The 13,038-nt window shown below is 35.8% G+C and carries 15 protein-coding genes; 8 read left to right on the forward strand and 7 right to left on the reverse strand.

Annotation, left to right across the window (positions count from 1 at the left end):
• Positions 1 to 46 precede the first annotated feature (46 nt).
• Complete coding sequence (locus tag WR164_RS00685; protein ID WP_286135617.1) at positions 47 to 739, forward strand: response regulator transcription factor; 693 nt, start codon at positions 47 to 49, stop codon at positions 737 to 739.
• Positions 736 to 2,022 (forward strand): sensor histidine kinase, encoded by a 1,287-nt coding sequence (locus WR164_RS00690; RefSeq protein ID WP_286135618.1) that lies wholly within the window; start codon positions 736 to 738, stop codon positions 2,020 to 2,022. The genes WR164_RS00685 and WR164_RS00690 overlap by 4 nt, the downstream gene beginning before the upstream one ends.
• A 268-nt stretch (positions 2,023 to 2,290) precedes the next feature.
• Here the strand turns inward: WR164_RS00690 and WR164_RS00695 are convergent, their stop codons facing one another.
• Both WR164_RS00695 and WR164_RS00700 read right to left on the reverse strand, forming a co-directional pair.
• Positions 2,291 to 4,453 carry a glycosyltransferase family 39 protein gene (locus tag WR164_RS00695; protein ID WP_286135619.1) on the reverse strand — a complete coding sequence of 721 codons (2,163 nt, stop codon included), beginning with the start codon at positions 4,451 to 4,453 and terminating at the stop codon, positions 2,291 to 2,293.
• Positions 4,454 to 4,458: 5 nt separating this feature from the next.
• Entirely contained in the window at positions 4,459 to 4,833 is a 375-nt protein-coding gene (locus tag WR164_RS00700; RefSeq protein ID WP_286135620.1) for a GtrA domain-containing protein, read from the reverse strand.
• A gap of 139 nt (positions 4,834 to 4,972) precedes the next feature.
• Between WR164_RS00700 and WR164_RS00705 the strand changes: the two genes are divergently transcribed.
• From WR164_RS00705 to WR164_RS00725, 5 genes are all read left to right on the forward strand, one after another.
• A complete protein-coding gene (locus tag WR164_RS00705; RefSeq protein WP_286135621.1) occupies positions 4,973 to 5,233 on the forward strand; it encodes a hypothetical protein in 261 nt (86 codons plus the stop codon).
• 357 nt (positions 5,234 to 5,590) lie between these two features.
• Positions 5,591 to 6,700 carry a glycerol dehydrogenase gene (locus WR164_RS00710; protein WP_286135623.1) on the forward strand — a complete coding sequence of 370 codons (1,110 nt, stop codon included), beginning with the start codon at positions 5,591 to 5,593 and terminating at the stop codon, positions 6,698 to 6,700.
• 46 nt (positions 6,701 to 6,746) lie between these two features.
• Entirely contained in the window at positions 6,747 to 7,244 is a 498-nt protein-coding gene (locus tag WR164_RS00715) for a cupin domain-containing protein (protein WP_309297708.1), read from the forward strand.
• A gap of 85 nt (positions 7,245 to 7,329) precedes the next feature.
• Positions 7,330 to 7,971, forward strand: a complete 642-nt coding sequence (locus WR164_RS00720; protein ID WP_309297709.1) for an NAD(P)H-hydrate epimerase — start codon at positions 7,330 to 7,332, stop codon at positions 7,969 to 7,971.
• 144 nt (positions 7,972 to 8,115) lie between these two features.
• Positions 8,116 to 9,066 (forward strand): YczE/YyaS/YitT family protein, encoded by a 951-nt coding sequence (locus WR164_RS00725; RefSeq protein WP_286135624.1) that lies wholly within the window; start codon positions 8,116 to 8,118, stop codon positions 9,064 to 9,066.
• Positions 9,067 to 9,253: 187 nt separating this feature from the next.
• On the opposite strand, the gene WR164_RS00730 is transcribed toward WR164_RS00725, so the two are convergent.
• The gene (locus WR164_RS00730; RefSeq protein ID WP_373876890.1) at positions 9,254 to 9,805 is read right to left on the reverse strand and encodes a cysteine hydrolase family protein; all 552 of its coding nucleotides are present in this window, start codon (positions 9,803 to 9,805) and stop codon (positions 9,254 to 9,256) included.
• An 82-nt stretch (positions 9,806 to 9,887) separates the two neighbouring features.
• Positions 9,888 to 10,307 (reverse strand): replication/maintenance protein RepL, encoded by a 420-nt coding sequence (locus WR164_RS00735; RefSeq protein ID WP_286135625.1) that lies wholly within the window; start codon positions 10,305 to 10,307, stop codon positions 9,888 to 9,890.
• Positions 10,308 to 10,607: 300 nt separating this feature from the next.
• Here WR164_RS00735 and WR164_RS00740 point away from each other — a divergent pair, with 300 nt between their 5' ends.
• Positions 10,608 to 11,150, forward strand: a complete 543-nt coding sequence (locus tag WR164_RS00740) for a hypothetical protein (RefSeq protein WP_286135626.1) — start codon at positions 10,608 to 10,610, stop codon at positions 11,148 to 11,150.
• Positions 11,151 to 11,185: 35 nt separating this feature from the next.
• On the opposite strand, the gene WR164_RS00745 is transcribed toward WR164_RS00740, so the two are convergent.
• The 3 genes from WR164_RS00745 to WR164_RS00755 form a co-directional block, all read right to left on the reverse strand.
• A complete protein-coding gene (locus WR164_RS00745) occupies positions 11,186 to 11,638 on the reverse strand; it encodes a VOC family protein (protein WP_286135627.1) in 453 nt (150 codons plus the stop codon).
• A gap of 312 nt (positions 11,639 to 11,950) precedes the next feature.
• A complete protein-coding gene (locus tag WR164_RS00750; protein WP_286135628.1) occupies positions 11,951 to 12,454 on the reverse strand; it encodes a hypothetical protein in 504 nt (167 codons plus the stop codon).
• 368 nt (positions 12,455 to 12,822) lie between these two features.
• Entirely contained in the window at positions 12,823 to 12,954 is a 132-nt protein-coding gene (locus tag WR164_RS00755; RefSeq protein ID WP_286135629.1) for a hypothetical protein, read from the reverse strand.
• Between the last annotated feature and the right edge of the window lie 84 nt (positions 12,955 to 13,038).

A 13,038-nucleotide genomic window follows, 5' to 3' on the forward strand; every position in this document is an offset into this window, starting at 1 on the left:
TTATGTTATGATTTCATTAAATCAATTTACTAAAGGAAATTGTAAAATGAAAAATTTAGATATTCTATTAATTGAAGACGATGCGACTTTAGCCAATAGTGTTGCCACTTTTTTGAAACCATTTGCGAACGTTAAAATTTCACACGACGGTTATGAAGGTCAGGCACTGGGTGAAGAAAACATCTATGATTTAGCGGTTTTAGATTTAATGCTCCCTGGAATTAGTGGTTATGATATTTTGAAACACTGGCGGGAAAAGGATCAATTAGATTTACCAGTATTAATTTTAACCGCGAAAGATACTTTAAACGATAAGATTAAGGGCTTTTCTGATGGGGCGGATGATTATTTAACCAAACCGTTTCACAGGGAAGAATTAATTCTACGGATCAAAGCACTATTAAGAAGGTCGGGTGTCATTAGCGACACACGAACGCTTAATAAAAATCATTTTGCTGTCGATTTAGATAATCGGTCGACGACGTATTTTAACCAGCCCCTAAAATTAAACGGGAAAGAATACGATTTACTGGTTTACTTTCTCCAAAATCCTAACATTATCATCACAAAGGAACAGATTTTCAATCGGCTCTGGGGATTTGAATCTGATACTTCAATTACCGTGGTGGAAGTTTATATGAGTAATTTAAGACGTAAAATTAAAGCCATTCATAATCAACAGCCAATTAAAACCGTACGTGGCGTTGGCTACATGATGGAAGATGACGTTCAAAAATGAATACAGAGCAAAGACAGCAATTTAAATTCTTCATGGAAGAATTAATTACGTTTGCCATTCTATTCTTGACCCTTGGCATCATCATTAATTTTGCCTTTCAAAAATTGAATGATCATAACATTAATGGCGAATTAATGAATCAGAAGATGCAAATTACCAAGAATTTAGTGCATCAAGATTATCAATCACAACTTGGATTTAGGCCCCAGCCACCAACCGCTCATTCACCATTTCAAGCTAATATCATCATGTTTAATCGGGAAGGTCAAATCTTGAATCAAGCATCGTTTAACAAACGTGATCAATACATGATCAAGAAGGTTAAACTAAGAACCCAAGATTTAAACCGTTCCCACCGTTTAACGTTGAACAATGGCGGATCCGATAGTAATTTTCAAGCATTATTGATTCGTAATCCCCAGGTATATCCGAATGGAATTGCATATGTTTTAATTTTAGAAAATATTGACGGTAACTTGGCATCGTTGAATACACTGCGGATTGCTTTAGCAATTACTTTGATTACTGCTTGGATATTGGCAATCGTTATTGCGTACGTTCTTTCGAAGAATACAATGCGGCCAATTGTTAAAGCTTGGCAAAGACAACGGGAATTTAGTTCGAATGCCGCCCATGAATTAAGAACACCACTGACGGTGATCCGGAATCAATTGGAATATTTGCTAACCAAACCGAATGCGAAGGTGATCGATGAATCCAGATCAATTTCAACGTCGTTAAATGAAACCCAGCATCTGCAAACGTTAATTCAACGTTTATTGACGCTGGCCCGTTCTGATTCCGGATTGATTCAAATTCAGAAGGCTAGGGTTGATATTAAACAATGGTTTGCGCAAATTATTCAACCGTATTCAGTTGGTATTAAAAGCCAGCATAAACAATTTAACGTTCAAATTAACGCCAGCGGAACAGCTGAATTTGATCCGGATTTGATTCATCAATTGCTAGTGATTCTGTTAGATAATTCTGTTAAATACACGGATTATCATAATGGCAAAATTAGTTTTGAAGTTTCAAAAATTCATCACAATAAATTAAGAATCATGGTTGCCAACAACGGCACCACTATTTCTAATCAAAATAAGCACCGCATTTTTGAACGCTTTTATCGGATTGATAAATCGCGGAATAGTAAAACTGGCGGAAATGGTCTCGGTTTAGCCATTGCTAAATGGATCGTAAATGAACACCACGGTTCAATTACGGTCGCTGATAATCAACCGCATGGGGTTCGATTTATTGTGACATTACCAATTTCATAAGCAAACAAAAGGCCCTGAAGACGGGAGAAATCTTCAGAGCCTTTTTATTTTATTCGAAAGAAGTGGTTTTAGTTATTCACATGAGTGATTTTAATTTGAAGGATGACATTATTTTGAAATGCCTCTGTTTTGAAAGTTAATATATGAGAAATTTTAATGGGAGTAGGGATAGTTTGAAACGACAATGACGCTATTCTTGCTGCCTCATCAAACATTGAATATGGATGATAAGGTACTTTTGAGTAATATCCATCTTAACTCACCTCGATTAATGAATTGAACTTAAGTCATACAGAACGCCATTACTGCCACCCATGCCACCAGATGGTTGTTGCATTGTTTTCATTTGGCTATGTTGACCTCCTTTTTGTGAAGGCTTTTGATTAGGCTTACCACGGTGATTAAACTGATGGGATGGCATCGATGAACTTGAATTTGGCCTTTGCATTGGTGAATTGCCTTGGTTAGAACTAGATGAACTTTGATATTCACTAGTTGCCACCTTCTTAGCGTGCTTCTTGATCCAGTTAACAATCGTATTATTAGCTGAACCAGATTTACCGCCACTGTAGTAGTACTTAACCTCACCATTCTTCACCAGTTGTTTGAACTTACTTAGTGAAATGGCAGGGTCGGTTCCATTGAAACCACCCATTGCCATGACTGCTTTACCAGTCTTAATAATGTAAGGAGAGGCGGTACTTGAATCATCAGTAGCAAATAGATACTTAGCGTTGCCAGCGTGTTTTTCAAGATAATTCAACATTTTAGTATTGACGCTACTTTCACTGCCCATCTGGTTGCCACCTGAACTTAATAGGTCAGGACCAGAAGTCGGAATGCCAGATGATTCGGCAGAAATAGTGGGTGTTAACGACCACCACGTTGGTGCAGCCATGATTAGCACTAGGCCAATTCCAGCAAGTGGCTTCATCATTTTAACCAAGTTCCTGATGCTAAAGAAAATTAAGTTAATCGCAATCAAGCTACCGGAAATCACAATTACCCATGATAGCCATGGATAATAGCTATAAACATAGACGGCTTGGAGGGATGCCGTTATGAAAATGGCGATTGGCAACAGGTATGATTGCCAATTTTTAGTTTTCTTTAGAACGGATTTAATTAAAATCGGAACGCTGATGCCGAAGAACGCCGCAATTGGCGGGGCCAACATGATCATGTAATATGGATGAAAGAAACTAGCAACTGAGAAGAAGCCAAAGACTGGAACAAGCCAGCCGAGCCATAGTACCAACTGTTTTTGTTTGAAGCTTAAGTGGTACCATTTTTTCTTCTTGTCAGAATAGAATGCCCAACTGGCAATCATTCCAATAATACTAAATGCTAATAGCCAGCTGATTTGAGGACCTAATTGAGTTTTGAAGAGTCTAAAGATACCGGCAGATCCGATGTTGAAGGCACCACCGCCAGCTCCTCTGTTACCCGCGTGACCTTGCATCCCACGCTTATGATTGAGAGGGGTCATGCCCTTGGCACCCTTCATACTTCGGTTACCATTCATTCGATGTTGACCATTTAACATTCCACCTCGTTTCATATTGCCTGATTTCTGGTGTTTTTGATTCCCCATTCCTGGGAAGGCGCCACCGGTTCCCGTTGATTGGCCTAACAATCGTTGGGTGCCGTTATATCCGAAAGCTAATTCCATGACGGAATTATGTTCAGATCCACCTTCGTATGGACGTTTGCTTGCTGAAGTCATATCAACAGATAGTGGCCAGAAAAGGGTGGCAATAATTAAAACGATCGTTGAAATGGAAAGCACTTTCACCTTTGATAACCAGTGCTTTCTGACTGCCAACCAGTAAAAGAGATACATGGCAGGTAAAATCATGAAAGCCTGCAGCATTTTGATGTTGAATGAAATACCAATCAAGCCAAAACTGATGATGATCCAACGTGATTGCTTTTTAATGTTTCCTTTTTCCAATAAAATTAGTGATAATAATAGGAAGAAGATTAAAATTGAATCCATGTTATCAGTTCTAGAATCGGCAACGACAATGGGTGTAATGGTCATTGCCAGTGCTGCTAGACGACCGGCAGTTGCACCAAAGTATGGTTGAACCAATTTATAAATTAAATAAACGGATCCTACACCAGCTAAAGCCGATGGTAAGACAACGCTCCAACCGTGGACACCAAAGATCTTGGCACTGATGGCCATGAACCATAATGCCACTGGTGGTTTGTCAACGGTAATGTATCCAGCTGGATCAAAACTAGCAAACCAGAAATTTTTAAAACTCTTGGTCATACTGGTAATGGCAGCCGTATAGAAACTGTTAGCATTGCCGGCTTTCCAGATTTGCCATCCGTACAGGAATGCCGCTGCCAGTAAAATTGCGGCTAAAATCCAATCAAATTTGGGATGTTTTGATTTTAAATATTTTGAAAAATGCTCCATTAAAATCACTTCTTTTCCTTAAAAATCCAGTACTTGCTCAAAATCCAGTTGATGGGAATTACAAGCATGAGGTTAACAATTGGGATTAATAAACCATTTAAATGTAGATACCCAATTGCAAAATTTGTGAAGTAGTTACCAAGCATCCATGTAAAGAAGTATGCTAAGTAATATTTAATTGTGATTGTTTGAATTGATTTGCCGGTACATACCCGCCATTGTTTACTGAAAATTAAGCCAATCATGGATGTAATTCCGTAACCAATGGTCGATAGAAATGCCGGACTGAAGAGCTGTCCTAAAAACATAAGATATGATAAAACGGTATTTATAAAATCAGGCAAACTGGTTGAGACGATTTGCCTAACGACTTTCACCAATTGAATCACCTTCTTTGTTAATTTAGAACCTAGTTTATCTGGCGAACCATAAAATAACCTTAAAAATATAAAAAAATTATTTTTTTATTTAAAAATCATGTATAATGCAGATAAATCACGTCATAAAAGAAGGAAAATAATGAATCGAATTAAGAAGTGGCTATGGAAATCAATTGTGGATACGTTTTGGGATACGATCTTTACAATTTGCGCCTGCCTATTTATCTTAGCTATTATTGGAATTGGTGATTTAATTTATATTTTTGCTTTTCACGGTACCCATCCTATTTTAATGGGGAAAGAAAGCTTAATTGGCTGGTCAATTAAACTTCCAGCGGTTTTACTGCTTTGGAATTTAATTTCAGATGGGCATAAGATTAAAAAATCAGAAGCAAAATAAAAGCCAGGCCTGAATATTTAGGCCTGGCTTTTATTATCTAAACTTTTAATTATAGCACAATCATAGGCGTAAAAGGTGCCATGTTTATGACAAAATAGTGTCAATTAACTGCCATTTTTATGTCAGATTAGTGCCAAAAATATGTCAATAATGTGTCAGTTTTCTGACAATATCCTGCCATTTATCTGCCAAAAACATGTCAATTTTATGCCAAATTCATGTCAAAACTCTCATTCACCTGTCAGAAATATGACAAGGTGATGCCAGTATTTTAAAATTAAATGAAAGCGATTACTTTATTTTAATGATCGATTTAGATATAATTGATTTGATTTGAAATTAAAGGAGCTAATTAAAATGGCAAATGTTTTTGGCAGTCCTTCATCATATGTTCAAGGTAAAAATATTTTATTTGATAGCAAATCATACATTCAAAAATTAGGTCAGCGTTTAGTTGTCTTGGCTGGACCGAACGCGTTAAAAGTAGTTGGAAACCGTTATATTAAGTACTTAAAAGACAACGGTTTTGACGTTCAACCAGTTACTTTTCAAGGTGAATCATCTGATCGCGAAATTAAGCGGGTGGTTAAAATTGGCAAGGACTTTAAAGCCGATGTGATTGTTGGTTTAGGCGGCGGGAAAACATTAGATACTGCCAAAGCGATTGCTGACAAGTTAAAGATTAAAGTTGCCATTTTACCTAGTTTGGCATCCACCGATGCACCATGCTCGCGCTTATCCGTGATTTATCATGATGACGGTTCATTCTCAAACTACCTTTTTTATAATCAGAATCCGAACCTGGTTTTAGTTGATACTAAGTTACCAGCTGAAGCGCCTGCCCGTTTCTTGGCTTCTGGAATGGGCGATGCCTTGGCAACCAATGTGGAAGCCCAAGCTGTTGCTAAGCATGATGGTAATACGATGCTGAATGCTAAACAGACTTTGGTTGGAAATGCAATTGCACAAAAATGCCAGGAAACTTTGTTTAAATACGGCAAAGAAGCTTTGGTATCGGTTGAAAATAAGGTCGACAGCAAGGCTTTAGATCGGGTTGTCGAAGCCAATACATTAATGAGTGGCCTTGGTTTTGAAAGTGGCGGATTAGCTGCTGCCCATGCTCTTTATAATGGGATGACCGTTTTACATGGGGATGTTGATACCATGATGCACGGTGAAAAGGTTGCTTTCGGAACGTTAACCCAATTATTTCTTGAAGGTGCTGATAAAGCACGATTAGAGAAATTCTTGAAATTTGATTTAGAACTTGGTCTACCAACGACCTTCAAAGATTTAAAGATGCCAAACGTTACCGATGAAGAATTACGCAAGGTCGCTCATGCTGCGAATGCATCTAACGATACCATGAAACAGATGCCATTTGAAATTTCAGATGACGACATTGTGCAGGCAATGAAGGCGGCTAACGCTTATAGTACTGATTATAAGAAGCGGATGGCTAACTAAATTCATTAATAAACTAATATAAATTTATCAATTACACTATCGAGGAGTGCTAGTTATTTCAATTCAAGCCGATTACATTAAAAATTTAGAATTACAAAAACATCCAGAAGGTGGTTGGTTTAAAGAAACTTACCATAGTGATGATCAATATTTTGCTAAAGAAAGTAACGGGATGCGCTATCGTTATACATCAATTCTTTTTCTACTTGATTATAATCATCCATCACATTTTCACCGTTTAAATCATGATGAATTGTGGTTTTATCATGATGGTCAATCTATCAGTGTTCATTGCATATTTCCAGATGGAAAATATAAAGAAATTAAATTAGGTAAAAATGTTGCCAATGGAGAAGTTTTGCAATATCGAGTTCCGAAAGAAACAATATTTGCATCAGAAGTAAGAAACAAAGGTGCTTTTGGTTTAGTTAGCTGTGTTGTTGCACCTGGTTTTGATTATCATGATTTTGAATTGTTAAAACGTAATGATTTGAATTCAAAGTATCCAAATTTGAAAACACTAATTGATCGTTTAGCTAACTAAACCAAACACCTCCATTGATTTCACTACTAAGCATGTGCTATTACGGTTATGAATAGTAATATATCAGTTCAAAGGACGTGATATTTTGAAGACGATTTCAGTTGATGACGCAAGAGCATTTGATCAATATACAATCAAAGAAGTCGGCATTCCATCATTAGTCTTGATGGAACGGGCCGCATTGAAAAGTACTGAGAATATTCTTAGTTTGAAATGGGATCTCCAACACGTTTTAATCGTTGCTGGTTCCGGTAATAATGGCGGTGATGGTTTAGCCGTTGCCCGTTTACTTAAAAATAAAGGGGTTGATGCCGAAGTACTATTGGTTGGTAATCCAAAACATGCTTCGATCGAAAGAACGCAGCAATTAAACTTTGCTAAACACTATGGTGTCAAAATTTTAGATCCTAATCGGATTTACTGGTCTAAATATACCGTGATTGTTGATGCCATTTTTGGCACCGGATTATCACGCGATGTTGCTGGCAATTATCCGCCAATCATTAAATCCATTAACGATGCTCCCGCAAAGAAATTCTCGATTGATGTTCCATCCGGTTTGAATGCCGACACTGGTAAAGTTATGGGAACATCCGTTCAAGCAGATGGCACTTCCACTTTTGCCTATGCTAAAAAAGGGATGGTCACTGATAACGGCAAAGATTATTGTGGAAAATTATTTGTCGATGATATCGGAATTTATGATCCCAAAACATTTGAAAAATAATAATTATATAGCCTCCTAAAGTTAATAATTACTATGATTTAGCTTTAGAAGGTTATTTTGTCTATTAAAATTAAATTAAAATGATTGAAATAATTTAAATAAGAAACTAATATAATATAAAATATATATGAATGGAGTGGTCTTATGGATAAATCGATTGATAAAAACAGTAATCATAAAAGTAGTAATCAGTCTAATTTTCTCAACATGGTTTTGCGAACAATCATGGCATTTGCCGGGGTTAGCTTAGTGGGTTTAGGTGCCGCATTCATGCGTGAAGGACACGTTGGTTTAGATCCCTTCACAGCTTTAAACATTGGAGTATCTAAACTTTTGGGAATGGATCTTGGTTCATGGCAATTGATTGCTAACCTGATTATTTTCGTATTAGTTGTGATTTTTGACCGTAAACAAATCGGGATTGGAACCATTATTAATATGGTATTAGTCGGGTATGAAATCCAATGGTTCTCAGCAATGTATGAATCATGGGGAATCCATTTAGACTTCTTTGTTATTATTGGTGATGCCGTCATTGGCCTGATTTTATTTACACTAGGAACTTCTGTCTATATGTCATCGAAATTAGGGGCCGCTCCTTATGATGCCATTGCACCGATTATTTCTGATAAAACGCATGGTAAGTATCAGATTGTCAGATCAATTCAAGATATTTTATTCATGGTTGCAGGATATTTTGCAGGTGGCTCTGTTGGTATCATGACTGTTATTACTGCATTCTTTGCCGGTCCATTGATTGCTGTATGGAACAGAAATGTTAGCGATATTATTATGAAACACATTGAGCACTTTAGTAATCAACCAACATTCTATGGTGTTGAACATGGTGTGATTGATTTTAGTAAATTAGGCTATAAATGGTTGAACTACGCTTATAAAAGAACTGTTTATATGCAGAGACATCTTTCTGGCTATTCTGACCAAGAATTGCAGGATTTAATCGATGAAAATACCCGCCATTTAAAACAGAATATGCTTCTTAATCGTCAAATTGAACGAGATCGAAAACAATTGATTGGTGAATTAAAACGACGTCAGATTCCGACAGATGATGAAAATACTAAGAATCAATAATTAATTTAAAAATAGAGTCCCCGTTGATTGATTTCAGTGGGAGGAGAGTGTTCCAGATAATACTGTTGACCTGCTAAAGTGATTAAGAAAATTTAAATAACTGAAATTTATTAAAAATAATAAATAAAAATGCCACCAAATTTAATTATTTGGCAGCATTTTTAGTCTAAATTTTATTAAAAATTATCTATTTAATTACTTGGGCACCCAAAACGTGTTGGAAATGGTTTAAAGCCCACTGATTACCAGCAGGAGTTAAACCGGCAACACCACCCTTATGGACAACGATGTTGTAGCACTTATTGTAAGCATCAATGGCGGTATGGAGAACACAAATATCAGTACAAACGCCAACTAAATGAACGGTGTCAATGTGTCTTTCACGAAGCCGCATGTCTAAATCGGTACTAGCAAACGCACTGTATCTAGTTTTATCATACATGTAGACTTTGTCGTCATTGTGATGTTTTTGATACCAGTCGTTGACTTTGCCGTAGAATTTATGTCCCCAGGTTCCTTTAACGTTATGGGTGGGGAACAACTTAGTTTCAGGATGATACGGGTCGTTCGGATGGTGAGCGTCCGTTGGGAAGATAACCCAGTTGCCACTTTGTTGAAATTGATCGGCTAATTCGACAATGTTGTTTTGAAGCTTTTGGCCGGGCTTACCAACCGTCAATGAACCCTTGTCGTCAACAAAATCATTTGTATAGTCAATAATGAGTAATGCTTGTGCCATTTTCAGATCTCCTTGGGTAAATCAAATCAATATTCCACTTTAATCAGTTCGATTATATCAAATTACCGTTGAAATGAAAGGATTAACGGCCGTGTCTGATTTGATGTAATTTGGTGTAAGGCCGTTGAATGTGTTCCAATTTACGGTCCTTTCTAAAAATTTCAAATGCCGAACTGCTGTAATATTTATGGTTATTAGTTTGCCAAACGATGCTGTCGTTCACAATGTAACGATTGGCACCACCGTGGTTAACGACCGCAATAAAATGCTTCTGTTTTAACGTTTTGGTGCCGCGATAAATCGTCTGCCGACTTTTGCCAGTAATCTGGGTTAATTCAGCAGATGTAATTTCACGCTGGTTACTTTTGTCCATGATGTCGATGAGGTAAAACAAAATCTCACACGCGTTGGCATCGTGTTTCATTAAATCAATGATATTACCCATTTTAGCTTTGTTGATCCGCAACCAACTGTGGTAGATTGATTCGTTTTGGTTTGCCATTACTTTCCCTCCATATTGAATATCGTATCATAAAGTGATACATCAATGTAGCATGATTTGATACATTAGCTTAAAGCCCCTTGGACTGTTAATTCAGCCTAAGGGGCTTTTTTATTTTGCATCCACTCTATATCTATTAATAAGACAAAGTGGTTTCAAGTAATTATTACCTCTTAATTAAATATTAATTTCAAAAGTAAATGTCGTGGCGAGACGCCACGATACTTTCCAACTTGAAGAAAAAGCAAGACCGAACTGGTTAATTCTAGTTCGGCTTTTTGAATTCAAGGAGGATGCAAAATGAAGTGTGAAAGAAATTTGGTATATGCCAATCATGATGTTCAGTTTTACTATGTGAGAGTGACAAGCAGAAGTTCGTTTTCGGGGCATCAGTTGCAGATTAAATATATTTTGAAACGTTATGATTACAGAGAACATCTTGGTTACCAATTAGCACCATTTTATAATGATGATTACTTATTTGAGACGTTGAAACTAGCTAGCCAAGTTGGTAAATCAAAGGTGAATCATGATTTTAAGCAGATCGTAAAATTAGTTCGAAATGATGCTAGAAAAGGCATGAAATTGCCGCAATTCAACGATTTTGAAGCAATTCAAGATATAATCGAAACGTATCCATTGAAGAATCAGGGATTAGTTGAATCAACTTTGGTTTACTGGTACCTAATCATGAAATTAGATGCTTTCAACGGCGTTGACTGCCGGACAACGCACGTAATTGAAATGAAACAAATCTTGCAACAATCGTTCGATCCTGAAAGCGTTGATCGTGAATTTCAAGTTAACTATCGAAAACAAATGAAGGAACATGTAATTAAGTAAAGTAAAAGAGAATCCAAATTGGATTCTCTTTTTTATTACCGATTAGATTTATAATTCAATTTACTTCTAGTTTTTCGCATGGATTTCTTGAAAGTCTTTGGATTTAAATCTTCTTTGCTGATGTTGGGATGCGTTAGGGTAATTAAATGGCCATCCGGATCTTTAACCACTGCTTCAGTCGCATTCCATGGCTTTTGTTCAATTGGGGATTGAATTGCTTTTGGGGAAACTGATTTGAGCATTGCTTTTACATCATTGACCATTAAGTTTAAGTAAATGCTGTTACCAATTTTCACGTTATCACTTTGAATCAACATAATATCTTGATACTTGTTTAATCTAAGGTGATTTAATATTACTTCATTCTTGCTATTTCTAAATTTGTAGATTGATTTGAAACCAAGTGCTAATTCGTACCATTTCGTTGATTTTTCAATATTTGTGACCATGATTTTGGGAAACATCAGCATCGGGTAATATTCTGTCATGTTAAACACCGCCATTTTATTTTCAAGATAATAATACCATAAGTAGGATTTTGACAAGTTAATTATGAAAGCGTATCGTTCGAAAATGTTGCTTAATATTTTAACGATTGGGGTTTGGATCCATATTTATAAATATAATTTTGTTGATTTTACTAATCCTTTTATATTTTAAAGATGGCGAAATTTCGACGTTGATTTTCGGATCGAATGTCATCATAATTTTGTTTGATTTACTAATAAATTATTTTAAAGCTTAAAAAAGATTATAAAAGCCAAATTCCATTTTGATTGAAATTTGGCTTTTTTAATATTCTATTTTGCTAACCAATTTGATGTATCAAAGTATTGCGGGGTATCATGATGAACCTTGTGCCTAGTCCACGTTGTGATTTGTGAGAAATATCCCATATTGGTGTACACTTTCAATGATCTTTGACCATTCTTTAATTTTGCACTCCAGTAGATAATGGGAGCACCTTTTTTAGCATCCTGCTTACCAGTAATGGTATAGGATAAGCCCTTATGGTGATTTAAACCATTTTCACATGTTTTGACATATAAGAAATGGGTGTTGCCATCATGGTGGTCGTGACGATTAATCTTAAAATTGTTAACCGTCACTGAATGTTTTTTGACCGTCATGATGTCATATTTATGTTCATATTGATTGTAGCGGTACCACCTGCCGCGAAGTTCGGTCGGGGTTGTATAATGCCCTTGATAACTGGCATGGGCAGGGGTTGCAGTAAAACTGACAATCGTTAGTAAAAATGCAACACTAGCTAAAATGCTAAATAGGTACTTTTTAAAATTCATCTTGGATCATTTCCTTGTATCATATTTTATATTCAATATATACTTTTTCAGGGGAAATGACAAGGTGAAATTAACGGCCTATTTGGTGGTAAATTAATAAATGATTATTTATTTCTATTTTTTACAAGATAGACAACAAGATTAGTTAAAATATACAAACAAATCACTACCGTAAAGAATAATATAACTTGAATTTTATTCCATTTCATAAAAATATGAAAATGACTGCTCATTCGTATTAGGAAAAAGATTATCCCAGCAAATGCGATATGCATATATTTCACAAATTTATTTTTCTTAATGTTTGTCAGCTCCTAATATTTATTTCTTATGATTATTTTGAGAAATTAGTGGAATCGATACTAAAACTATGAAAAAATCAATGCTGAAAAATGATCATTACTTAATATTTTTTCATGATTAAATAGTGAAACAATAGTCATTCCAACTATGAAAGATATTGATAAAATAATTACTTTGTATGTCTTCTTTAATTTCAAAATTAACCCACCTTTTAGAAAAGATTTATTTTAAAATAGCATTCATAATATAATGAAAACAACCTATAAAAAATAGAAAAATGC

The sequence above is a fragment of the Philodulcilactobacillus myokonensis genome (genome assembly GCF_027923585.1).
In the GTDB taxonomy this organism is placed as follows: Bacteria; Bacillota; Bacilli; order Lactobacillales; family Lactobacillaceae; genus Philodulcilactobacillus; species Philodulcilactobacillus myokonensis.